The organism is Amycolatopsis sp. NPDC041971, assembly GCF_055588925.1.
Genome location: NZ_JBVJCE010000009.1, coordinates 176,817 through 200,063 on the forward strand (window position 1 = coordinate 176,817; position 23,247 = coordinate 200,063).

The 23,247-nt window shown below is 67.0% G+C and carries 21 protein-coding genes; 11 read left to right on the forward strand and 10 right to left on the reverse strand.

The features are described 5' to 3' along the window. Nucleotides 1-4: 4 nt before the first annotated feature. The gene (locus ACZ6DT_RS19855) at nucleotides 5-1,111 is read right to left on the reverse strand and encodes a pyridoxal phosphate-dependent aminotransferase (RefSeq protein WP_465596975.1); all 1,107 of its coding nucleotides are present in this window, start codon (nucleotides 1,109-1,111) and stop codon (nucleotides 5-7) included. 79 nt (nucleotides 1,112-1,190) lie between these two features. On the opposite strand from ACZ6DT_RS19855, the gene ACZ6DT_RS19860 reads away from it, so the two are divergent. After that, nucleotides 1,191-2,600 (forward strand): aminotransferase-like domain-containing protein, encoded by a 1,410-nt coding sequence (locus ACZ6DT_RS19860; RefSeq protein ID WP_465596978.1) that lies wholly within the window; start codon nucleotides 1,191-1,193, stop codon nucleotides 2,598-2,600. A 99-nt stretch (nucleotides 2,601-2,699) separates the two neighbouring features. On the opposite strand, the gene ACZ6DT_RS19865 is transcribed toward ACZ6DT_RS19860, so the two are convergent. Together ACZ6DT_RS19865 and ACZ6DT_RS19870 are read right to left on the reverse strand one after the other, a co-directional pair. After that, the gene (locus tag ACZ6DT_RS19865) at nucleotides 2,700-3,236 is read right to left on the reverse strand and encodes a DUF2087 domain-containing protein (protein ID WP_465596981.1); all 537 of its coding nucleotides are present in this window, start codon (nucleotides 3,234-3,236) and stop codon (nucleotides 2,700-2,702) included. A 121-nt stretch (nucleotides 3,237-3,357) separates the two neighbouring features. Beyond that, a complete protein-coding gene (locus tag ACZ6DT_RS19870; protein WP_465596984.1) occupies nucleotides 3,358-4,785 on the reverse strand; it encodes an amidase in 1,428 nt (475 codons plus the stop codon). Between the two features lie 94 nt (nucleotides 4,786-4,879). Here ACZ6DT_RS19870 and ACZ6DT_RS19875 point away from each other — a divergent pair, with 94 nt between their 5' ends. Further along, complete coding sequence (locus ACZ6DT_RS19875; protein WP_465596986.1) at nucleotides 4,880-5,491, forward strand: TetR/AcrR family transcriptional regulator; 612 nt, start codon at nucleotides 4,880-4,882, stop codon at nucleotides 5,489-5,491. Between the two features lie 42 nt (nucleotides 5,492-5,533). Here ACZ6DT_RS19875 and ACZ6DT_RS19880 read toward each other — a convergent pair whose 3' ends face one another. After that, nucleotides 5,534-6,106 (reverse strand): hypothetical protein, encoded by a 573-nt coding sequence (locus ACZ6DT_RS19880; RefSeq protein ID WP_465596989.1) that lies wholly within the window; start codon nucleotides 6,104-6,106, stop codon nucleotides 5,534-5,536. Between the two features lie 58 nt (nucleotides 6,107-6,164). Between ACZ6DT_RS19880 and ACZ6DT_RS19885 the strand changes: the two genes are divergently transcribed. Next, the gene (locus ACZ6DT_RS19885) at nucleotides 6,165-6,764 is read left to right on the forward strand and encodes a TetR/AcrR family transcriptional regulator (RefSeq protein WP_465596992.1); all 600 of its coding nucleotides are present in this window, start codon (nucleotides 6,165-6,167) and stop codon (nucleotides 6,762-6,764) included. A gap of 43 nt (nucleotides 6,765-6,807) precedes the next feature. On the opposite strand, the gene ACZ6DT_RS19890 is transcribed toward ACZ6DT_RS19885, so the two are convergent. Together ACZ6DT_RS19890 and ACZ6DT_RS19895 are read right to left on the reverse strand one after the other, a co-directional pair. Then, on the reverse strand, nucleotides 6,808-7,485 hold the full coding sequence (locus ACZ6DT_RS19890; protein ID WP_465596995.1) for a response regulator: 678 nt from the start codon (nucleotides 7,483-7,485) through the stop codon (nucleotides 6,808-6,810). Then, on the reverse strand, nucleotides 7,482-9,014 hold the full coding sequence (locus ACZ6DT_RS19895; RefSeq protein ID WP_465596998.1) for a sensor histidine kinase: 1,533 nt from the start codon (nucleotides 9,012-9,014) through the stop codon (nucleotides 7,482-7,484). Before ACZ6DT_RS19895 ends, ACZ6DT_RS19890 begins: the two co-directional genes overlap by 4 nt. On the opposite strand from ACZ6DT_RS19895, the gene ACZ6DT_RS19900 reads away from it, so the two are divergent. Beyond that, nucleotides 9,013-9,624, forward strand: a complete 612-nt coding sequence (locus tag ACZ6DT_RS19900; protein WP_465597001.1) for a DedA family protein — start codon at nucleotides 9,013-9,015, stop codon at nucleotides 9,622-9,624. The two genes, ACZ6DT_RS19895 and ACZ6DT_RS19900, sit on opposite strands and share 2 nt — an antisense overlap. Nucleotides 9,625-9,684: 60 nt before the next feature. Here the strand turns inward: ACZ6DT_RS19900 and ACZ6DT_RS19905 are convergent, their stop codons facing one another. The 4 genes from ACZ6DT_RS19905 to ACZ6DT_RS19920 form a co-directional block, all read right to left on the reverse strand. Next, nucleotides 9,685-10,173 carry a MerR family transcriptional regulator gene (locus ACZ6DT_RS19905; RefSeq protein ID WP_465597004.1) on the reverse strand — a complete coding sequence of 163 codons (489 nt, stop codon included), beginning with the start codon at nucleotides 10,171-10,173 and terminating at the stop codon, nucleotides 9,685-9,687. Between the two features lie 11 nt (nucleotides 10,174-10,184). Next, nucleotides 10,185-11,057, reverse strand: a complete 873-nt coding sequence (locus tag ACZ6DT_RS19910; protein ID WP_465597007.1) for an SDR family NAD(P)-dependent oxidoreductase — start codon at nucleotides 11,055-11,057, stop codon at nucleotides 10,185-10,187. Between the two features lie 448 nt (nucleotides 11,058-11,505). Continuing rightward, nucleotides 11,506-12,405, reverse strand: coding sequence for a CU044_5270 family protein (locus ACZ6DT_RS19915; RefSeq protein ID WP_465597010.1), 900 nt, complete (start codon nucleotides 12,403-12,405; stop codon nucleotides 11,506-11,508). Beyond that, a complete protein-coding gene (locus ACZ6DT_RS19920; protein WP_465597012.1) occupies nucleotides 12,398-12,982 on the reverse strand; it encodes an RNA polymerase sigma factor in 585 nt (194 codons plus the stop codon). The genes ACZ6DT_RS19915 and ACZ6DT_RS19920 overlap by 8 nt, the downstream gene beginning before the upstream one ends. 1,012 nt (nucleotides 12,983-13,994) lie before the next feature. On the opposite strand from ACZ6DT_RS19920, the gene ACZ6DT_RS19925 reads away from it, so the two are divergent. The 7 genes from ACZ6DT_RS19925 to ACZ6DT_RS19955 are packed head-to-tail and all read left to right on the forward strand — an operon-like array spanning nucleotide 13,995 to nucleotide 23,244. Further along, nucleotides 13,995-15,773: a Xaa-Pro dipeptidyl-peptidase gene (locus tag ACZ6DT_RS19925; RefSeq protein WP_465597015.1), complete on the forward strand. Its 1,779-nt coding sequence runs from the start codon at nucleotides 13,995-13,997 to the stop codon at nucleotides 15,771-15,773. A gap of 51 nt (nucleotides 15,774-15,824) precedes the next feature. Next, nucleotides 15,825-17,051 (forward strand): 5-aminolevulinate synthase, encoded by a 1,227-nt coding sequence (gene hemA, locus ACZ6DT_RS19930; RefSeq protein WP_465597018.1) that lies wholly within the window; start codon nucleotides 15,825-15,827, stop codon nucleotides 17,049-17,051. Nucleotides 17,052-17,074: 23 nt separating this feature from the next. Continuing rightward, nucleotides 17,075-17,920 (forward strand): TauD/TfdA dioxygenase family protein, encoded by an 846-nt coding sequence (locus tag ACZ6DT_RS19935; RefSeq protein ID WP_465597021.1) that lies wholly within the window; start codon nucleotides 17,075-17,077, stop codon nucleotides 17,918-17,920. Then, complete coding sequence (locus ACZ6DT_RS19940; protein WP_465597024.1) at nucleotides 17,917-18,876, forward strand: 3-oxoacyl-ACP synthase III family protein; 960 nt, start codon at nucleotides 17,917-17,919, stop codon at nucleotides 18,874-18,876. Before ACZ6DT_RS19935 ends, ACZ6DT_RS19940 begins: the two co-directional genes overlap by 4 nt. Continuing rightward, the gene (locus ACZ6DT_RS19945; RefSeq protein WP_465597027.1) at nucleotides 18,873-20,060 is read left to right on the forward strand and encodes an ATP-grasp domain-containing protein; all 1,188 of its coding nucleotides are present in this window, start codon (nucleotides 18,873-18,875) and stop codon (nucleotides 20,058-20,060) included. The genes ACZ6DT_RS19940 and ACZ6DT_RS19945 overlap by 4 nt, the downstream gene beginning before the upstream one ends. Next, nucleotides 20,057-22,027 carry a phenylacetate--CoA ligase family protein gene (locus ACZ6DT_RS19950; protein ID WP_465597032.1) on the forward strand — a complete coding sequence of 657 codons (1,971 nt, stop codon included), beginning with the start codon at nucleotides 20,057-20,059 and terminating at the stop codon, nucleotides 22,025-22,027. The genes ACZ6DT_RS19945 and ACZ6DT_RS19950 overlap by 4 nt, the downstream gene beginning before the upstream one ends. Then, nucleotides 22,024-23,244, forward strand: coding sequence for an MFS transporter (locus tag ACZ6DT_RS19955; RefSeq protein ID WP_465597035.1), 1,221 nt, complete (start codon nucleotides 22,024-22,026; stop codon nucleotides 23,242-23,244). The genes ACZ6DT_RS19950 and ACZ6DT_RS19955 overlap by 4 nt, the downstream gene beginning before the upstream one ends. Nucleotides 23,245-23,247 lie beyond the last annotated feature (3 nt).

A 23,247-nucleotide genomic window follows, 5' to 3' on the forward strand; every position in this document is an offset into this window, starting at 1 on the left:
GGGTTCAGCGGGTGAGGGCGTCGGCGAGGCGGTCGAGCGCGGTGCTGAAGTCGGCGGCCGGAAGGTGGCCGAAGCCAAGCCGGAACACCCTGTCGTGCTCGCCGAACCATGAGCCGCGCGCGACGCGGGTGTCGCTCTTGACGAGCCGGGCGTAGAACGTGGCGACCGCGTCGTCGTGCGGGAACAGGTTGGCGGGCAGACGTAGGCAGCACATGGCGCCGCCGTCCGGGCGGACGATCTCCACGGCCTCGTTCTGTGCCCAGTCGACCAGTTCGGCGAGCGCTCGGCCCAGCCGCTCGGCGCGGGGAGCGAGAATTTCCTTTCGCCGGCGGAGGACATGTACGGCCAGGAACTCGTCGACGGTGGAGCAGGCGATGGTGGTGTGGAACTTGGCTTGGCGGAGCCGTTCGTACAGTTCGGGGTCGGTGGTGGTCAGCCAGCCGATGCGCAGGCCGGGCGCGCCGTGCGCTTTGGAGAGCGAGGAGCAGGTGACGAGCTGTGGCGACATGGCTGCGGCCGACCAGGGTGTCGGGTCGTCGTCGTAGGTGGACTCGCGGTAGGTCTCGTCGAGCAGCACGACCGCCTCCGGTGCGCGATCCCGCACGACGGCGAGCAGCCCGCGCAGCTCGTCGTCGGTGAAACGGACACCGGAAGGATTCTGCGGTGAGGCCAGCGACACCAGCCGGGTGCGGGGGGTGAGCGCGTCGGCGACCGTGTCCAGTGCCAGCCGGTAACCGTCGTCGAACGACAACGGCACTACGTCCACCCGCGCACCGAGTCCTTCCGGGACGGTTCGCGCAGGCGGAAAGCACGGCGTGACAAGGAGGACCCGATCACCCGGGACGCAGGTGGCCTGCGCGAGCAGGAACATCGCCTCGATCGCGCCGACCGTCACCAGCACCTGTTCGGCGTTCACCCCGGCACCCGCGGCGATCAGCTCGCGCAGCTCGGCGTCACCGCGTGAGGTGCCGTAGCCGAGTGCCATGTCCGCGAGCTCGCCAGGGCCGGCCAGATCAGCGACCCGCAGCGGCGGGCAGGTGCTTTCGGCCAGGTCGTAGCGCACCGAGCTGTCGATCAGGCTGGTCATGGAGCTGGGTGTGAAGGTGGTCATGGCGTCCATGATCGAAGCAAGCCCGCTGTCGTGGCAGAGCCAATGCCGCTAAATTGGTTTGCTGATGGAGCCAACTGGGTTGAACGAGCGCCTCGGTCGCTGGTCATCGGGCCGCGGACCGCTGTATGTCCTGCTCGCGGCGCGGATGCGCACGCTGATCGATGACGGTGAGCTACCACCGGGCTCGCGACTGCCACCGGACCGCGCGCTGGCCTCGGCGCTGGCGGTCGGCCGCAGCACGGTCGTCGCGGCGTACGACCAGCTGGCGGTGGAGGGCCGCATCGTACGTCGGCAGGGCAGTGGCACCAGGGTCGCCGGAGCCGCCCCGACCCCGCTCCGGTCCACCACGGACGCGCCGGCGTTCCTGCACCTGTTCGAACCGAAGGACGGGGTGATCATGCTGGCGTGCGCCGCACCGGCCGGCCCACCCGCGGAGCTGATCGAGGCGTATACCCGGATCCTGCCGCAGCTGGCGGCCACCACGGACGACATCGGCTACCACCCGATGGGACACATCGCGCTGCGCCGCGCGATCGCCGAGCGCTACCGGCAGCGTGGCGTGCCCACGACGTCGGACCAGGTGCTGGTCACCGCCGGCGGGCAGCAGGCACTGTCACTGCTGGCACGTGCGCTGCTCCGGCCCGGCGACCGGGTGCTGGTGGAGACCCCGACCTATCACGGTGCGCTGGAAGCGTTCCGGGCGGAGGGCGCCGTGCTGCGTGGGACGCCCGTCGGGCTCACCGGATTCGCGGATGCCTCGGCCGAACACCGTCCCGTGCTCGCCTACACGATCGCGACTCACCACAATCCCACCGGGGCGGTGATCCCCGCGTTGCGACGGCGGCGACTGGTGGAGACCGCGGTCGCCGCCGGTGTCGTGCTTGTCGACGACGAGGTACTCGCCGATCTCGGCTTCCCAGGCGAATCGACACCGCCGCCGTTGGCCGCCTACAACGACCAGGTGATCACGATCGGGTCGCTCAGCAAGGTCGCCTGGGGCGGCCTGCGTATCGGTTGGGTACGGGCACCGGCTCGAGTTGTCGCACGACTGGCGCGGCTGCGGGTAGTGCACGACCTCGGCGGCAACATCCCCGCGCAGCTGGCCGCCGTCGACCTGTTCTCACGCCTGGACACGCTCCAGCGTCGCGGCGCCGCAGAGCGACAGGCCCGCCACGACCACCTCCGTACCGAGCTCGCCCGGCACCTGCCGGACTGGCACGTGCCTGCCGTGCCCGGAGGCCAGACCCTGTGGGTTCGGCTGCCGCACGGCGACGGGACGTCATTCACCCAGACCGCTCTGCGCCACGGCGTCGCGGTGCTCCCGGGCACCGGGCTCGACGCCGAGGGAGGCAGCACGGACTATCTGCGACTCCACTTCCTCGCAACGCCGGACGACCTGACCGAAGCCGTCCAACGCCTGACCGCTGCCTGGCGTGGCTATCGCCCGCAGCCCGACCGGGTTCCCTCGATGCCGACCCTGGCGATCTGATCCAGCACGACACCCCACCGGCACCGGCAGATCGTTCTGCCGTCCTCACCGCACCCAGCCACCGCGTCCTCCATTCGCAGTGCTGGAAACCGCCGTTCGTCAGCCGCGCTCGTAGCTCGCGCCGGACTTGTCCCTGCGCAGCATGCCCTCGTCCACCAGGGCGCGGCGCAGGGTCACCCAGTCGTCGAACCACTCGCCGCAAATCGCGTTGACCTTGGCTTCGGGATAGGACACGCCGGGTTCGAACGAGTCGCTCACCACCTCCAGCACCCGGCTTCGCACTGTCTTGTCGCCAGGGATGGAGGTGAGGCGGCCGCGCCGGAAGTAGGCGCCTGCTCCGTCTCCGCCGGCTCGCCCGGCGAGCCTGGCTTCCGCTTGGACGGCCAGCTGGAAGGTGTCGTCGATCAGACCGCAGACGTGCTTTTCAGGGTCGAAAGAAGCGATTCTGACGTTCGCCAGCTTCTGCAAAGCCACGGCGGCGGCCGGTGGGCGCAGCCCGGCACGGTCGGCGACTTCGGCCACAGTCGTCGCACCGAGGGCGAGGGCCGCGTAGGCGGCGCGCCGGTCGTTCTGGGCGAGCGCGCCCACCAGATCGCGGCAGGAGGGCTGAGGCGGGTCCGCGAGGGGGGTGTTCATGGTGTCCGTTCCGGTTGTCGTTCGGGCACCGGCAGGGGAGAAGGAACCGCGGATGCGACTCCCCGGATGCTCGCCTCTGCTTGCCGCCCAGTTCGCTGCTCGGTGCCGGTGGCGTCGCCCGTCATGCGGCCGCTTCGGAGCGTGGGTCGATCGGTGTGAGCACGCCGAGGCGGTCCTCGATCTCCTGGGCAGCGGCCAGGCACAGATCCTCCCGGAACGCGCGTCCGACGATCTGCACGCCGGACGGCAGTCCGTGAGTCACTCCGGTCGGCACCGCCACCCCGGGGACGCCCACGAAGCTGGTCACCGTGCACAGGCGCATACCCGCGCCGACTCGTTCCCTTCCGGCGTCGTCGCGTGACTCCAGCCCCGGCTCGACGGGCGGCTCGGTGAACACCGGTCCGAGCAGCAGCGGGTACTCGTCGAGGAACTCCGCCCAGGAACGGCGGATGCCCAGCCACACTCCCATCAGCTTCATGAACTCCGCGGCTGTCGCGGGCTGAGTCTTCTCCATCGCCATCCCGATGTAGCGGTCTCCACCCTCGCCGAGCAGGGTCCGTACCACCGGCCAGGTCTCGGCGAATTCGGTCACGGTGATCCGGCCGTACGTCTCGAGTGCCTCGGCCAGCCGGGGAACGTCCGGCACCTCCCGCACGTCGTACCCGGCGTCCCGCAGCGCGTCGGCCGCGGCGGCGACAGCCCCACGGACCGACGGGTGGACGCCGTGGCCGCCGGGGTCGGCGACGACCGCGACCCTCATCCGGCCCGGCACCGGCTCACCGTCAAGGGGCACCGGCACGGCCCGCGGGTCCCGCGGATCGGTTCCGGCCAGCGCCTCGTATGCCAATCGCAGGTCGGCGACCCGGCGGGCCAGCGGCCCGTCGGTGACCAGCATTTGTGAAGCCGGTCCAGGGTCGTCCTGGCCGAGGATGCGGGGGTCGGCGGGGAATCGCCCGGCGGTCGGCTTCAACCCCGCCACGCCGCAGAACGAAGCCGGGATCCGTACCGATCCGCCGGAGTCGTTGCCGAGCCCGAGCGCGGCCATGCCGGTGGCCACGGCCGCCCCGTCGCCACCGCTGCTGCCCCCTGGGGTGCGGCTCGGGTCCCAGGGGTTGACGGTGTCGCCGAACAACTCGCTGCGCGAGTGCATCCCCGCCAGAATCAGGGTGGGCATGTTGCTGTGGCCGATGGGGATGGCCCCGGCCGCACGGAGCCGAGCCACCGGCAGCGCGTCCGCGGGGGCCACCATGTCGCGGAAACGCGCCACTCCGAACGTGGTCGGCACACCTTCGACAGCGGTGGACTCCTTGACCGTGAACGGCACGCCGGCCAGGGGCCCGAGGTCCTCGCCCGAGGCCCTCCGCCGGTCCAGCCGCGCGGCGGCGTCGCGGGCACGTTCGGCCATGAGCTGGGTGACGGCGTTGACCCGCGGGTTGACTTCGGCGATGCGTTCCAGATGGCTGTCGATCAGTTCGACCGCCGATATCCCTCCGTCTCGGACAGCCTTCGCCTGAACGGCCGCCGGCGACTTCCACAAGGCGTCTTGCATGATCTTCGCGTTCCCGTCCCTAGGTCGACGTGCTGGTATCGGCACCATACACCGGTTCCGATACGCTGGTATCGGAATAAGGAGGTGACCGCACATGCCCAAGCAGGTGGACTACGAAGGCCGCCGCCGTCAGATCGCCGAAGCCGTTTGTGTCCTTTCCGACGAACACGGACCCGAGGGGGTGACGATGCGCGACGTCGCCGCCCGCGCGCAGGTTTCCCTGGGTGCCGTTCAGCGCTGCTTCCGCAGCAAGGAAGAAATGCTTCTGTTCGCCGTCGACCATGTCGGCGAGCGCCTCATCGAACGCGTCCGCGACCGGCTGGCCCGGAACCCGGGCCAGCCGGCCGCCGCCGCACTGGCCGGCGTGGCCGCCGAGATCGCCCTGCTTGGCGAAGAACACCGCGCCGAAGCACGGATCTGGCTCGCGTTCCTTGCCCAGGCGGCCGTCAACGAGCCGCTCGCCGGGCCGTTGAGAACCAGCTACGCGGCCCTCGAGGACCTCCTCGCGCGCCTCATCGCGGCGGTCGCAGCCGAGAGCGGTCCGGCCGATGAAGACGTCGTCCCGCCCGATCCGCGGCGTGCGGCTCGCACCCTGCTCGCCCTCGCCGACGGCCTCACCGGCCACGTGCTCATCGGCCACCTGACCGCGGAAACGGCCGAGGAGGTCCTGCACGCGCATGTGGCCGGCCTTTGTGAGCGCCTCTGACGCTCATGAGGATCCTTTGATCCCGTCAAGTCGCGAACCTGCTCACCGACTGGCCTCGAACGCGGCGTGGGCTGGGTGCGGTAGCAGGTGTGAGAGCAACAACTTGATCACCAGGAGCGGCACCACCCAGGCCAGCACGGCGGTCGGCGGCAGGACGGCGGTGCATACGGCGATCAGGCCCACGGCCGACGCGAAGGCGACGGGCTGACGGAAGGCGTCGGGGGCGAGGATCACGAGAACGGCGGCGAGCACCGTCCCCGCATAGGCGGCGATCGCCGTCGCCCACGGCATCCCGGGCAGGACGAACGCGAGTACCAGCGTATGGATGTGTGCGGCGACGAACCCGAGCGCCGACCATCGCGGGGATCCGGATGCGTGAAACCGACGCGAGCCCGATGGCGTCGCGTTCACCACCGCGCCTCCGAAGAGGTCGAAACCGACCAGGACGAGGATGATCGCCGGGAGTGCCGGCAGCGCCACGGCAACGGCCAAGGCCCCGGCGAACACCGCGCCGAGAACCCCGGCGCCATAGCCGAGCAGCCGCTCGATCGAAGTCGCCCCGGGGGCGATCAAGGTCTGGTCCGCGCGGTCGATCCATGAACGTAATACCGCCATCGGCGCTTCCTCCGGTGCCTACTTGTCCTTTGGTGAATACTTAGTCACTATGGTAACCATGTATTCACCCGAGGATCGAACGGCGAAGGCGATCATCAGGGACACCGCCGTCGAACTGTTCGGCCGTCACGGTGTCGATGCCGTACCGCTTCGGAACGTCGCCGTCCAGGCCGAAGTGTCCCAAGCGCTCATCATCAAGCATTACGGCTCGCGGGACGGACTGATCGCGGCGGCCGACGAACACGTCTTAGGCGTCACAGAACGGTTACTGCACGGCGTAGCGATCGAGTCCGGCGGAGACTTCGGCCTTGACGCGATGGGGGCACCGATCTCTCGGCTGCTCGGCACCTCGAGCATAGGCCCGTACCTGGCAAAACTGCTGACGGGAGAAGGTGACCGTTCTCGACACGCATTCGAGCGACTCACTGAGTTCGCACGCGGCCTCATCGAGCAACTGGCCGAGGCCGGAATGGTCGCTTCGGGAGTCGACCGAGACGACCTCGCGGTGATCCTTCTCGTCCACGACCTGTCCATACTCATCCTGCGCGCTCGCATCACCGAAGCATTCGGCGTCGACCCACTCGATGGCACGGGCATGGAGCGTCTGGCGTGTATCGCCAAGGATCTTTATTCGGGCAAGGCACTGACCGCTCGATGAAGGGGCTCGCCTTTGTCGATGGGCACCGGGCCTGTCCCATTCCTCACCGGAGCAGGCCGCTTCGGTAGGCGAGGACGGCCGCGTGCACTCGGTTGTCGACATCGAGAGTGTCGAATAGTGCGGATACGTACTGCTTCACGGTGCCTTCGGACAAGTGCATCGCGTCAGCGATCTGAGCGTTCGAACGACCGTCGCCGATGTGGGTGAGGAGCTCGATCTGGCGCGACGTAAGCATGTTCGTGATATCCATGCGCGCCTTCGCGGCGTGGAGACCAGCTCGTTCGCGGGTCGCGAGCCAGCGCGCCACGCGAGGCGAGAAAGCGCCGCCTCCTTGCGCCAGTGCCCGGACACCGCCGATGAGCTGTTGGGGCTCGTCTGACTTGAGCAGGAAACCAAGTGCGCCCGCGCCGATCGCGTCGGCGATGAGCTCCTCGTCGGAGAACGTGGTCAGCATGGCGATCGGGAGCCGGGGCCGCCGCCGCCGGATCTCTCGAAGAGCCTGAATGCCATCGAGACGAGGCATTTGAATGTCGAGAAGCGCGACATCGATGCGCTTGGCGACAGCTGCGTTGATCGCTTCGTGACCGCTGGCGGCCTGCGCGGTGACCGAGATGTCCTGATCGGAGACCAGGATCCCGGCTATGCCAGCTCGCACGAGATGGTCGTCATCGGCGATGAGGATACGGATCGGCTGTGTGCTCGCTCCGTCGTCAGCGGTCATGGCGCGGCCACCGTCGCGGTTCTGGTGACTCGGCTTGATGCGAAGCAGACGGCATAGACGTCGACGCGTTCGAAGAAACTCACCTCGGCTTCGAAGTAGAGGCAGTCTTCGTCCGGTCGGGCAGGGAACTCGTCCCGAGGCGGGTCGAGCAGTTCGAGGGAGGGAAGAGCCTGTTCGATCACCGCCCTGTCGTCGCCGATCGCGATCTCGGCGAATTGTGCGCTGCTCATCACGGACAGCGTGTTGGCGAGCACGAAGTATTTGATCGCCACGCACGCGAGCGCGCTCACGATCGCCACCGTTGGTCCCACCACGGCTCGAGTGGCTTGTAATCGAATCTTCGCCGCGGTGGCTTCCGCGGCAACGATTTCGTCGTGACGGGGCGCGCTGTCGGTGGTCGGCCGTGCCTGAAGGGGGAGGGTGAGGGTGAGGGTGAACATGTCCGGGCTCTCCTGGACGGTCAGGTCACCGCCCAACATCGCGGCCCGATGACGAAGGCTGACCAGGCCGAATCCAGATCCGGACCCGCTGGACTCGATTGTCCGTTCAGACAAGCGATTGCACAGCTGAACGACGACGTCCTCGTCGGAGAGCGTGACAAGAATCTTCACAAGCTGCGCGGGCGCGTGTTTGGCGGCGTTGGTGAGCCCCTCCTGAATCACGCGAGCGACGGCGTTGGCTGCTCCGTCACTGAGCCGGTCGTCCCATTCACTCTCAATGCGCGCATCGACCAGCATGCCCGCTTTACGCGCACCCTCGACCGCGTCATCGATCGTCAGCGGCGTCCACGCCGCCACCGCGTCGTCGGACTGGCGCAGCAGCCGGACTGCGAGTCCGAGTTCGTCTGCCGCCTCCGCCGCCATCCGCCGGACACCTGCGACCTCCGCCCGATCGACGGCCGTGAGTGAACGGGCGAGCGAAAGCCGCCCCAACCGGACAGCCATCAGCGTAAGGGTGTGACCGAGCCCGTCGTGCATCTCGGCGGCGAGCACCATCCGCTCCCGTTGCCGAGCGGCACGGATCTCGCTCGCACGCCGCCGTGACTCGGCCTCAGCGAACTGCCACCCCCGCCGCCGGAAGTCGCGCCGCTGCCGCAGAGCGCGTCGTAACGTTAGCGGCCCCGCCAGCGTCAACGCGGTGAGCAGGCCAAAGATCACCCCCTGGAGGGCATCCTCGACCCGCGGTCCTGGAAGCCGAATAACCGTGGCCGCCGACACCGACCCCACAACGACCGCGAGCACCCTCGCGTCGGGTGTCGTGAGCGCCAGCACCAGGGCGGCGACCGCGACGATGCCCAAAACCGGTGCGGGCGCATCGACCAGCCAGTTCGTGGAAGCGCCTGCACAGATCGAGGCCAGGCAAGCCGCGGCGGTCCGCCTGCCGCCACCTATGACGCGGTCATCGAAGTCGTCCCCCATGCCGGTCAACGCAGGTACACGACCTCGCCCAGGTGAACTGACGATCGTCAGTCGAGAAGCAGGCGATCGCGAGTGCCGACGCCGGCCCGGCGGATCTACGGTCGTGTTCATGATCGATCTCCTTCGCTCCTTCCTCGAACAAGCCAGCGGCCATGTCGCGCTCCTGCTGGTCTGCGTCCTGCTGTTCGCGGCCGTCGACGCGGCGCTCGGTGTCGGAGCGGTCTTCCCGGGAGAGACCGGCGTCGTCTTGGTGACGATCGCCCTGACCCCGCGCGTCGAACTCATCGCACTCGCCGTGGTCGCAGGCGCCCTGGGCGCCTTCATCGGAGACCACATCGGGTTCGCGGTCGGCCGCACTCTCGGTCCACGGCTCGGCGACACCAGACTGATCAAACGTCTCGGAAGCCGCCGGTGGGAGAGGGCCCGCGTTCAGGTGGCGGGCCGTTTTTGGCTCGTGATCATCGCGCGGCTGCTCCCGGGTATCCGCACCTTCGTCGCCGCGGCGGCGGGGGCGTCGACGATGCCCTATCGCAGGTTCGCCGCGGCATGCGGCATCGCCGCGGTCCTGTGGGCGACGATCTGGGTGGTCGGTGCGGCGACCATCGGAAACGCGCTGCTCGACGTCGTCGACCGATACACGCTCCCGTCACTGGCGATCGGGGCGGTCGCCATAACTTGTTCGCTGCTCCTCCGTCACCATCACAGGCAGAGCCGAGAATGACATCACCCCGGACAGCCACTCTCCGACGCCTCGAGCGACGGCGCGTGTCGGCGGGCGGCGTCAGTCCTGCCGCGGCGGGGCGCCACCGTACGTGCGGATCTTGTACTCGGTGGCCTCCATGGCGATGGCGAGCTCGTGCAGCCGCCGCTGGATACGATCGCGTTGCTCGAGCATCATGCGACTACGCTCCGGGATCGTGCTCTCGCCTTGCTCGACCAGCGCGACGTAGTGCTTGAGGTCCTGCATCGACATGCCCGAGACACGCATCCGAGCCAGGAACACCAGGCGTCGCAAGTCAGACACCGAATACATCCGGTAGCCGGACGAGTTGCGCGTGGGCCGGACGAGCTCCTCCCGCTCGTAGTACCGCAGGGTGTGCGGAGACAGGCCGATGATCTTGGACGCTTTGGCAACGGTGACGGGCGTCGCCGACGTGTCCAGGCTGGAATCGTCCAGGAGTTCGTGCAGTCTGTCGATCATGGTGACCGAGTGATCGCCCGAGGAAGCGAGCAGTCGTTCGAGGATCGTGTCGGTCGCTATGTTCACCATCGTAAGTGTCCTCAGAAAGCCCGGACCGACGGCGGCATACCGGGGAAGTCGGCGGACTCGCTGGTCTCCGCCCACGTGCGCACCCCTTCGAGCGCGGTCGTGTACGCGCGAGTGAGATTGCGTACGGCCTCTGCTCCGAGGGGGAGTCGCAGGGGCGGATGCTCGGCATCCAGCACTCGGCGGATGGCGTCGGCACCGCGCACCGGATCGCCCTCTTGGTTGCCGTCCGCATCGGTCATATTGGTGCGGATGCCGCCGGTGACCTCGTCGTAGGCACGGTTACGCGGCGCGGTTCCGAGCACTCCGCCGGCGTTGAACTCGGTGCGGAAACGGCTGGGCTCCACGATCAGCACCTGGATCCCGAACGGCTTGACCTCTCCCGCCAGCGCTTCCGACCATCCCTCCAACGCGAATTTCCCCGCCGAATAGCTGCCGACCGCCGGGAACGACATCCGCCCGCCCTGGCTGCTCATCTGCACGATCGCCCCCGACCCCGCCTGCCGCATGTGTGGCAACACGGCGCGGACATACGCCGCAGGACCGAACAAATGCTGGTCGAGCATGTCGCGCAACTGCGCGTCCGTGATCTCTTCGGCGGCACCGACCTGACCGGCGCCGGCGTTGTTCACGAGGACATCCACCCGGCCGAACGTCTCGACAGTTCGCTTCACAACCACGGCGGCGCCCTCTGTGTCCCGGACGTCGTGCTCGAGCGCCAGAAACCGGTCACCGTGCTTGGCCCGCAGCGCATCGAACCGTCCCGTACGCCGAGCGGTCCCGACCACGCATTCGCCCGCCTCCAATGCCGCGTCGGCCAAAGCCAGCCCCAAGCCCGACGACGCTCCAGTGATGATCCATGTCTTCGTACCGCTGATCGTCTTCACAGCGTTGACGTTAAACGTTCGAGTGCGCTCGAAGGCAAGCTCGACGAAGGAATTGTCGTGCCCGGGGTCAATGTTTCCGACATGTCCCGACAGAGCTCCTGGTTCATGGTCCGGTGGCGACGATGTTCATGCCGCATGGTTCCCGTCGGTGAGGGAGACGCGCCCGTTCGCCCGCTCGGTCCAGGGGGTCGTGAGGTCGGACATGATCACCTGACGAGGAACCGCTCACCGGTCCTTCACTACCCTCCGAGGCGCCCCCTGGTGACAGCGGGACCACCGTGACAGCCACGGCAGCCGCATCCCAGTACATGAAGGCCCCCTTCCCTGCGTCTAGGTACAGGAAGGGGGCCTTCATGTACCTCACCCGACATCAGGCCGCAGGTCACGCGGTAGGTACCTGTTAGAGCCCGAATCGCCGCTCACGACAGGCGGTCTGGATGACTCCCGGTTATGCGGGCAGGTCGTTGATCCATTCCGCGGTGATCTTGGCGCCGGGTGAGCCGGCTATCTTGTTCAGCCCGCCCTCCATGTCGACGAACACCGACGTCCCGTTGACCCTGCCGGTTGCCGGGTCGACCACGAAGCGCTGGTCGTCGGGCAGCAGCAGACCTTGGCCGCCGGGTTGGTCACCGAGGCTCCGGACGCCTGGATACGCGGCAAGTGCGCGGAACGCCGCAGCCCGGACCGCGGGCGGGGCGGGCAGTGTCGAGGCCAGCGAAATCAACGACAGGAATGCCGCATCTTTCCGGTCGGCCGCGGTGAGCGGGCCCGCACTCGTACGCGCGGTCGAGTGTGTCAGTGCTTCGGCGATCCATGCCGTCAAAGCGTCCGGGCTCGTGGGTAGGCCACGCAGTTGCTCGAGGGTGAGATCGACGCCGACCAGCGAGAACGGTTTCGCCTGGGGTGGCTCCAACGCGATGACCTGGTTGCCGGATTTCGCACCCCGGAACCACCTCTTGCCGTCGGCCTTGACCCAATATTCGTAGGTGATGGTCGGGGTCGTCACGTGGACGTGCCAGTAAGTGCCCACCCCATCGGGTGTGCGTTCGGCCACGGTGGCAGCCGCGAGCAGAATCTCCTGGCCGGTGACCGTCTTGGCGACAATCGGGACCTGTGACCCCGCCAACGGGGGGCCGCCTGCCAGGGGGCCGGGCACGAGGACGAACACCGCGGCGGCGGCGGCCGCCGCCGCGGTGACCCCCGATCCAGCGACCAGCCATCCGATCCGCTTGCGGGGCTTGGAGACGCCACGCAAATGGTTCTGCAGGCGGTGCCGACTGCGGTCGATCACCTCCTGGGACGGCTCGTCACAGACCAACGCGGTGCGCAGTAGATCCAGGTCATTCATCGTGAACCTCCGGGGAAAGGGCGGTGTTGAGCTTCTTGCGGGCCCGGTTGATCCGGGAGCCGACGGTGCCTGAGGAGATGCCGAGCGCCGAGGCCACTTCCTCATAGCCGAGCTGCCCGACCGCGACGAGCAGCAGCACGTCACGTTCTCCCGGCGACAGCCGAGACAACGCCACTGCGAGTTCTGGAGCCAGTCGCCGTGCGGCCACGGAGGCGACTACTCGACTCTCGTGTCCCTCGGCGTCCGGAGCTGGAGCGATCCGAGCCAGCGCCCGATAGCGGCGCGCTTCCTGGCGGCGATGTCTGGCCACCAGGTTCGTGGCGATGCCGAACAACCAGACGCGCAGGTCACCACGTTCGGCGTCGTACGTGCTCCGACGGTCGAACGCGACCAGAAACGTTTCGGATGCGACGTCCTCCGCGGCCTGAGCGCCCAGGCGAGCGGCCACATACCGAAAGATGAGCGCGAAGTAGCGGTCGTGCACTTCGGTGAAGGACTCCGGATCCCGGAGTAAACGGGCGCCAAGGTCGACCCCGCTCACGCCTGCCTCGACTGTCCTGTGCCCCGCCTCTGTCATGGGGTCCTTCCGGTTGGGGGCCTGCTTACACCACTACTTCACCGAAGTCGGGTTTCTTCTTCCCGCCTGCGAGCGTGGGTTGGTCGCCTGCCGGGCGGTGGACTCCGAACCGTCGGTCGTCAGTGCCTCTGCCGTCCGGTTCGATCTGTTCTACGTCCAGGCTGGACTCTGCACCGTGCTGGTCGGCCGGCTAGGCGGGGAGGTCGACGCGGAAGTCACCGCCGACGCTGCGGCCCGTCTCTTCGTGCCCACTCGGCCACCGCCGGGACCGTCCTGTTCGAGACAGACCGGCGATCAGGCAGCGCCATCGTGTTGGCCGCAACGCCACTGTCCGGCCGGATTCGGGATCGAGACCGCCGTACGCTTGCCGGGTCGCTGAGAGGTTCGTCCGCACTTTCAGGGCCGCAGTCACCGACCGGTTGCCGATCACGGGGGGCATCCGCGGGTCGTGCTGGACAGGTATGTCGATCATTACAACGGGCGTCGTCCTCATCGAGGCCGCGACTTCTTCTTCACGCGCGCCTGGCGATAATCAATGCGGATGTTATGCCTGCAAATGGACGAGCCGGTTCCGGTCAACGGACTAGATTCGATCCGTTCGGTGAACCGGAAATCTGTTCCGCGTCGATGATCGGCCCGATTCGGGACGCGAAGTCTGCATGGTGGGATTCGTTCCCGGTGCGGGGTGACGTCGCCGGAATCGGCAGAATCCGCCCGGTCTTGAACGATTCTATCGGTGGCAAAGAATGATCGAACTGCCGGGGACCTATGTCGAAACTTTTGAAATTCGCCCGAAAGGGCCTGCTGGTTGGAAAGTCTTGCGCCCCCCGTGGTTCTCGGTCATAGTCGTTGGGCAACTGGCGATGGGGGAAGTTCGATGATGAATCATGCCCGGTCAAGGTGGTCGCCGAAGGCCCTGGGGAATGTCCGAAGTGGACTGATAGTCGGTATCGGTTTGGCATTGGGAGTCGCTCTCGCGCCCGCGACGGCTGAAGCCACGACCGAAGTGATCGTGCGTGAAGGTAAAACCCAGCCCGTTTTTTCGTACGCCGACGCGGTACGCGAAACGGTGTACGTCGAGACTCCGGTGGACAGTGACGCCGACGGCCGGAAAGATCGTGTCGCCGCTTATGTTACCCGGCCCAAGGAAACGCGGCAGGGTCTCAAGGTCGCGTCGATCGTGGAAGCCAGCCCCTATTTCGGTGGACTGGTCGACGCGCCGTATCACCCGGTGGACGTCACCGACGTGCCCCGGTTGTCCCCGTGGTCGCCGCCGTCCGGGCCATGGCCCGGGGTGGACTACGCACGCACCAACTATGACAATTACTTCGTCTCTCGCGGCTACGCGGTCCTTTCGGTGAGCGGTTTGGGAACCGGCGAGTCGGACGGTTGCCCGAGTGTCGTCGGTACCGACGAGAAGCTCGCCGTGAAATCGGTGATCGACTGGCTGACCGGCCGTGCCCGGGCGTTCTCGAACGAAGGCGCTCCGGTCGGCGCGGATTGGTCCACGAAGAACGTCGCGATGGCGGGTGGCGCCTACAACGCTTCACTCGCGCTGGCCGTCGCCGGAACCGGAGTAGCCGGTCTGAAAACCGTTGTGGCCACCGGGTCGGTGTCCAGCTGGTACGAGTATTACCGGGCGAACGGCGGCGTCGTCGCTCCGGGCGGGTACGGCGGTGAGGACGCGGATCTGCACGCCAAGGTGGTGCTCACCCGCAAGAACCCCGGCGTCTGCGCAGAGGCCGTGCACCGGATCGAACGCGAGATGAACAGGGTCAGCGGGGACTACAACGCCTTCTGGCACGAACGAAACCTCGTCAAGGACGTCCCGAAATTCAAGGCCAGTGTGTTCCAGGTGGGCAGCGTAGGCGACTGGAACGTCAAACCCAAGCAGTTCGCCGAGTTGTGGAAAGCGCTGGAGCGCAACGATGTCCCGCGACGGTTGTGGCTGGCACGCACGCCACACGTGGATATTCTCCACGCCCGCCGGCAGGTGTGGACCGACGCTGTCCACCAGTGGTTCGACCACTGGCTCTACGGAGTGCGCAACGGTGCCCTCGGTGAGCCGAGGGTCCAGGTGGAAACCGAGCCCGCGATCTGGCAGGGGTACCGGAACTGGCCCGATCCGGCCGCGCGTCCGGTGACCTTCCGCTTCGGGGCGGGGAACTCCCAGGCCCAGCCGGGCAGTCTGGCGCCGTGGCCCGCCGGCTTCGGGCATCGCCAGGAGTTCGTCGACGCGCCCGAACGGACCGCCGACGATCTGGTCGCCGATCCCGGTAGCGCTGACTCCAACCGGCTCGTCTACCTGACCGAGCCGTTGCCGAAGGATCTGCGTCTTTCCGGGGTGCCCGAGGTGACTTTGCGGGCTTCGGTGGCAGGCCCGTCGCCCTACCTGACCGCGCTTTTGGTCGACTACGGCACCGATACCCGCCCGACCGGATTCGGGCCCACCGACGAATCCTGGTGCTTCGGCGACAGCATTCCGGGCAATTCCGGTTGCCGGGCGATCTACCGGTACACCACCGCGCAGACACCGTATCAAGTGGTGAGTCGCGGCTGGCTCGACGTGCGCAACAGGCATTCGGCGAGCGTCACCGAACCATTGCGGCCGGACCGGACTTACCCCTTGCGGTGGGATCTGCAGCCGCAGGAGTACCGGTTCAAGGCGGGGCACCGGCTGGGAATCGTCCTGATCTCCACCGACCGCGACTTCACGCTGCGCTATCCGGCGGGAACCCGGATTTCCGCGCAGCTCGGCTTCAGTGAGATCACTTTGCCGGTAGCCGGTTGACCTCGGCTCGGCTTCTCACGCACGTAATCACAAAGAAACCAGGGGACAAGCATGCCCACGATATCCGTGACCCGAGATACCAAATCCACTTTGGACATACTGAAGGCGAAAATCGAAGACCTGAAGCTGAGTGGCCTCTACCGGCACTACGTCCCGTGCAGCTATCTGGCCGCCGAGCAGGGACACGCTTTTCACGCCGGCCGGAAGATCCAGGTCTGGTGCACCAACGACTATCTGGGCATGAGCCAGCATCCGGACGTGATCCAGGCGCAGATCGACTCCGCGCAACTCCACGGTGTCGGCAACGGCGGTTCGCGCAACATCGCGGGAACCAGTGAGGCGCACGTTCGGCTGGAAGCCGAGCTCGCCGCCTGGCACGGGAAGGAGCGCGCACTGGTTTTCACGAGCGGCTACGTCGCGAACTTCGAGACGCTCACGACACTGGCCTCGGGCATTCCGGACCTGGTGATCTTCTCGGACTCGCTCAATCATCGCTCGCTCATCGAGGGGATCCGGCGGTCGGGAAGCCGCAAGCACATCTTCCCGCACAACGACCTGGCGGCGCTCGAACGCGCGCTGGGCGAGTACGAACTCGAGCATCCCAAGCTCATCGTGTTCGAGTCCGTGTACTCGATGGACGGTGACACCGCCCCGGTGGCGGCCATCTGCGATCTGGCCGAGAAGTACAACGCGCTGACCTTCATCGACGAGACGCATGCCATCGGGCCCAACGGGCCGACGGGCGCGGGCATCTGTGAGGAGATCGGTGAAAATCGTGCGACGTTCATCCAGGGGGTCTTCGGCAAGGCGGTCGGCACCACCGGCGGATACGTGGCAGGTCCGGACAGCGCCTTGGACTACGTCCGTTCCCACGCGCCGGGGTTCATTTTCACCACCACCATCCCGAGAGCCGTACTGGACGGCACGCTCAAGAGCCTCGAGGTCATCCGGCGTGACGAGGGTATGCGGCGTGCCTTGCGGGCGAACGTCGCCTACCTGAAGAACGCCCTCCGCACGGCGGGCATCGAGTTCCTGCGCGCCGAGAGCCACCTGGTTCTGGTGCTCGTGCCGGGCAGCGATCGGGTCAAGAAGGTGTCGAAGCGGCTGCTCGACGAGCACGACATCTACGTGCAACCGGTCAACTTCCCCTCCGTTCCCAAGGGCAGTGAGAGATTCCGCATCACCGTCGCTCCCTACCGGACTCATGAGCACATCGACGGCTTCGTCGGCGCACTCGGGCGTTGCCTGTCCATCGAGGACGAAACCACCGCTAACTGATCGAACACAGTTCAGGAGAAGAAATGCGGATCAACGAACTCACTTCATTCATCGGTTCCGAGATGCTGGACCTCACCTATGAGGAACTGGCCACGGACGACGTGTTCGGCAAGTTCACCGAAATCCTGCACTTGCGGGAACTCGTGGTCGTCCGCGGTCTCGCGCTGAAACCGCGACAGCAGCTGGAACTGGCCCAGCGGCTCGGCAAGCCGGTGCCGTTCCTGATGGCCAAGTACCGCCATCCCGAGATCGAGGAGATCATGATCTCCTCGAACGAGGTGAAGAACGACAAGCCGATCGGGGTCGCGAGGGTCGGGAATTTCTGGCACCAGGACTCTTCCTATGTCGGCAACCCCGCGCCGTACACGATGCTCCACGGCGTGAACGTCCCGCGGGCCAGCGGCCACACCCTCTACGCCAACGCGGCGGACGTCTACGACCGCCTGCCCGCGGAGTGGAAGGCCAAGATCGCCGGGCGCACGGCGCTGCACACGGTGAACAAGCGGTTCCGGGTCCGCGCCGAAGACGTCGGCCTGTCCATCGCCGAACTGAGGGCGAAGGTCGACCTCGAACACCCGAAGGTCGAACACCCGCTGGTACGGGTGGACCCGGACACCGGACGCGAGTACCTCTACGGCGCACCGGAGTACATGGATTCGGTGAACGGGTTCGACGCCAACGAAAACGAGGCCTTCTTCGCGCTGCTGGACCAGCTGATCCAGGATGAAGCCCACGTCTACACCCATCGGTGGACACCGAACGACCTCGTGGTGTGGAAGACCGCGACGACCTACCACGCGGCGACCGCCGTCGAGCCCGGCGTGTCCCGCACGGTGCACCGGATCAGTATCAAAGCGAACGAACGGTGAGTGGGATCCTCGACTTCGAGGTGGTCTTCCCGCGGTCCAGTGCGAAAGTCCAGGACATGCACACCGCGTCCGGTGTGGACATCGAGGAGATCCTGGCGATCACGCACTGCGAGGAGTTCCCCGCGCTGGGGGAAGGGGAACAAGCGTGGGAACTCGCGCTCGCCGCCGCGACCGCGGTACTCGAACGCACTCGGGTGTCACGGTCCGCCATCGGGCAGGTGATCTACGCCGGTTCGGGCGAATGGGACATCCCGTTCTGGTCGCCCGCGGCCAAGGTGGCGCATGAACTGGGCGTCGATCAGGCGCATTGCTTCGAGGTGGTGAACTTCTGCAACGCGCTGATGGCGGCCGTCCGGGTGGCCTGTGACGAACTCGCCCTCGGCCGCAGCGAGTACACCCTGGTGCTCACCGGAGACCGGCTGAGCCGCCTTGTCGACTACAGCGACCCGGATTCCAAGGCACTGTTCAACTTCGGGGACGCGGGCGCCGCGGTGCTGCTCGGCCGCGGCGTCCCGGCGTTCGAGGTGCTGCACTCGGCCATGCGCACCGATCCCGGCTGGTCCGACTACTACGCCGGGGAGCGCCGACCGGACCGGGTCACCATCCGGCGGCAAAGCCGTCGCGAAGGACTCGCGGAGGCCTACGTCGAGAACTTCACTTCTCTGGTGGCGGAGACATTGTCGGCGCTGGGCAGGGGGCTGGAGGACATCGCCTACTTCCTGATCAATCATGGCGACCGGAACATGCACGAGAAGCTGGTCCACGGCATCGGCATCCCCGCGGACAAGAGCGTCTTCAACTACGACCGGCTCGGCCACATGGGCTGCGCCGACACGCTGATCGCCCTCCAGGGGCTGATGGCGAAGGGAAGGCTGCGGCACGGTGACCTGATCCTGCTCGCGACCAGCGCCATGGGCTTCAGCTGGGGAATCACGGCCTTGGAGTGTCAGGAATGAAGATCTTGGTCATCCACCAGGTGCCCGACGCCAAAATCGACTACCGCGCCGCCCTCGACCACGAAAGCCATGATGTGACCTACATCGGCTTTCCGCGCCGGATGGCCGATCTGCCGGACGATCTTCGCTGCGTTCGCATCGAACTCGACGACGGGCAGGACCTGGTGGAGGGGATCACGTCCCGTGTCTCGCGCGCGGACGGTTTCGAAAAGGTGCTCTCGCTCTCGGAGTTCGGGCAGCTGGAGGCCCGGTACGTCCGGAACCACTTGGGGTTGCCCGGCGCTTCACTGCCGCAACTGGAACGGATCCGGGACAAGGTGAGCATGAAGGAGGCGCTCGCCGAATCGGGACTGCGGTATCCACGGTTCGTCGCGGCTCCGATGAGTTGCCGTCCTTTGCCGTGGCGGGGCAAGACCGTCCTCAAACCACGTCGCGGTGCCTCCAGCGAGGACGTCCACGTCTACGAAACCGCGATGGAAGCCCTGGGTGCCTACTGGAAGCTGGACAAGCGACACGACTACCAGCTGGAGGAGTACGTCGAAGGGGAGATCCTGCACGCCGACGGCCTGGTGAGCGCCGGTGCGCTGGTCGACCTCGTGGTCAGCCGGTACATCAACAAGCCGATCGACTTCGTGGGTGGCCTGCCGCTCGGGTCCCACCAGATCCCGTTCGACCCCCGGCATCGGGTGTTCGCGGAGCAGGTGGTCAAGGCGTTGGAGATCGAGGAAGGTTCTCTGCATCTCGAGATGTTCGAGACGCCGCACGAGGAACTGATCTTCCTGGAGGCCGCCAACCGGGTAGGCGGCGCCGGCGTGATCACCGCACATCTACGACATCGCGGCGTGCACCTGCCCGCGCACGAGATCGCCATCCGGCTCGGCCTGGACCGGCCGGAACCCACCGTGGCCAGCGGCCGGTACCACGGCTGGCTCGTGTTCCCGGGGCATCACCTGGAAGGGGGGCGCGGACATACGATCACGATCCCCGATCGCTTGCGGACACATTCCTGTGTGGACCATGTCCACCGGCTGGCGCCCACGGATCCTTTGCCCGACCACGTCACGTATCACGAGTGGCTGGCACCGGTCTTCATCGAGGCGTCCCATCGCGACGACGGCGTACTGAGGGAGTTCCTCACGGAGTGCGCGCGATCCATTTCGGTCGATGCGGGAGGAACGGAATGAGGCACTACCCGACCGACGTCGTGCTGGCGGTCGACCACGCGGCGGCCGCGCTGTCCGGAGACCCGGGCGGCGAGCTGAGCACACACCTGGCGGATGCGGGCCTGTCCCGGCTGGCGGCCATCTTCGCCGGAGGAAGACTGGCCGGAGCGCTCGACGAGCTTTTCGGCGGTTTGGACCAGTACCCCTGGCGAGTGCTGGTGGACACCAACGAGGTCGAGGAGTTCCGGCCGATCGGCACGCTGATCCTGGACGATCGCCGGGCGGGCAACACGGTACGGGGGCTCCTGCTCGGCTGGGCAGCGGGCGACACCGTGGTCATCCGCACCGCGAGGCGGCCGTTCTGGGAGGGGTTGATCAAACTGCTCCGGCAGCCCGGTTTCCCGTTGCCGGACGCACGAGTGGCCGACGAGCGTGAGGCCGTCCCGGAGGGGGTGGTCGTCCACGTCCCGGATCTGGTTCCGATCCGCCCGGAGCGGTGGAGCGGCGTTCCGTCGGCCGGGTCGGGCGACGGGGAGTTGTTCGGCGACGCCGAGCAGGCGAAGTCGTGGGACATCCGGATCCACGTCGATCCGGGGAAACCCGGCGAGGCGGCGAGGGCCGCCGGTTCGGCACTGGAACTGGACTGCCGATCGGACTGGGTCCGGCGGCTGTTCCGCCGCGACTACCTGATGGCCACCCGGCTTTCGGTCGTTCGCAGCCTCGATGACGCGCGGGGGAGCGAGCGGTTGGACGCCAAACTCCGGTACGTCGTCGAACGGGCCCGGCGCACCGCCTTCTACCGTGACTTTCCCGCCGTCGACGGATTGGCGGACCTGGCGCGGCTGCCCGTGCTGGAGAAGACCGATCTGGACGCGCATTCGCTGCCCGCCGGCCGGGGCATGCTCACCGACGACCCGCCCAGCGGCGAGGTGCTGCGCAGCGGAGGCTCCTCCGGGCAGCCGCGTTATGTCGTGTATTCGCGGACCGACTGGGAGAACATGGTGCGCGAGGCCGTGCCGCTCTTCTACGAACTCGGGTTGCGCCCGGGAGACCGGTTGATCAACACCCTCTACGGCGGCAAGATGTACGGCGGGCTCACCACCACCCTCAGCGAGTTCGCCAGGATGCCGGTGGAGTGCTACACGATGGGCCAGTCCATCTCGGTCGAGGATCTGGTGACGTTGACCGACATCTTCGGCCCCGACGTGCTCGTCGGCCAGCCCGCGCTGATCATGCCGCTGCTGCGCGAGGCGAAGGTACGCCGCCCCGCCTTACGCCTGCGGAAGGTCATCTACGGTGGCCTGCCGATGAGCGAGACCGACAAGGTCTGGTTGCGGGAGAACCTCGGCACGGAGGTCATCTCCAGCATCCTGGCCGCGAACGACGGAGCCCAGCTCGGCTATCAATGCGGGGAGATGAGCGGGACGACCCACCACCTCTGCGAGGACTACAACCTCATCGAAGTGGTCGGGGAGAACGGCGAACCCGTGCCGGCCGGTGAACCCGGCGAGCTGCTGATCACGAGTCTGCAGAAGTTCGAGGGGCCGCTGATCCGGTACCGGATCGGGGACAGCGGCCGCGTCTACCATCACGAGTGCGGCTGCGGGGTTTCGGGCAAGGTGCTCGAGTATCTCGGCCGTTCCGACGGGCTGATCAAGATCATGGCGAGCCGGAGCAGACTGGGCTACCGGGACGTGGTGGGCGCGCTGGCGAAGTTCCAGGTCTCCCAGCTCCAGATCGAAATCATTTCGGACGGCGGCACGGAGACCCTGATCATGCGGATCGAGTCACCGTCGTCGCCGGATCCCGCTGAGGTACGCGGCCACCTGCTCGAGTGGTTCGACCTCGATGAGGATCTCGATGATTTCGACAAAGCTCTGGACGTCTTCGACCTCGTCGTCGAATGCCATGCCGAGGGCACCCTCGACCGTGATCCGGTGAGCGGCAAGATCAAACCGGTCATCGACCGTCGCGTGGGGCAGCGATGATCTGGCGGGACCCCAAGTCACGCACGGTCCTCGGTTCGATCCTGCTGTCGAGCGTGGGGGTGGGGATCTACGTCCTCGCTCTGGGGCAGTTGCTGTTCACCATCACGGGCACGCCGCTGGCGTTCGCGGTGGTCATCACCGCCCAGGGGATCGGGGCGATCGCCGTGCTGCCCTTCGCCGGCCCGCTGGTCGACGGCCTCAGATCCCAACGGGTGTACGCGGTCTGCAGTTTCTCGCGGGCGATCGTGGTGCTGGCGATCGCGTTGATCGGGGCAGGGGCGGGTACACAGGCGGTCCCGTTGATCACGATCGCCGCGATGCTGCTGGCCATGCTCGACAACGTCCAGCGAACGGCCTTGTTCAAGTTCATCGCACACCATGTGAGCGCGGAGAACAAGATCAAGGTCAACGGCCTGAGCGGCGCGGCGATCCAGGTCGGTGTACTGGGCGGGATGGCGCTCCTCGGCCTGGTACTGATCAAGGGAACCGCCGCGCAGGCGCTGCTGCTGACCGCGGCGGCATCGGCGGGCGCCGCGTTGTGGATGTCCACGGTGAAACTGGACAAGGCCGAAGGCCAAGGCGCACTTTCGTCGGTGCCGCTCCGCGCGGCTCTGCCGGCGGCCCTTCGCGACTGGCGGCAGATGCTTCGTCAATACCGCGGGGAGTTGGTGGTCTTCGCCATGCTCGTGATGTGTGCGGCGGATTTCGTCGCCGCACACAGCTTGAGCACACTGGTCGTGCCCCTCGTCGCCGACTACTACGACGGCCAAAGCTGGTTCATCGCGGCGCTGGAGGCGACGTTCGGCATCGGAATGATCGCCGCGAGCCTCGTCACCCGCTACACCGTCACCCAGCGGTTGCTGCCCGTGTGGGCGGGCGTGCAGGCCGCGATGGCCTTGCTCTTGTCGTCGTCGGGCCACCCGGCGGTACACTTTCTGGGCTACTTCGTCGTCGGCTTCGCCAACTTCAACAGCCTCACCTGGCTGATCACCACCCTGCAACAGCACGCCGGTGACGCGGACAAGGCGAAAATGGCTTCGTTGCGCCTGTTGTCGATCGGCTTGGGCACGGCGTTGCTGATGCCGTTGATCGGCCGGGCTTCACAGGTCTCGCTGGGGTCCGCCTTCGTCGGTCTCGCGGTGATTCTGGCGGCTTTCACCTTGTGCGGACTATGGGTGGCGATCGGGTTCCGGCCCCGGGTTCCGGTGACAAGATGAGAC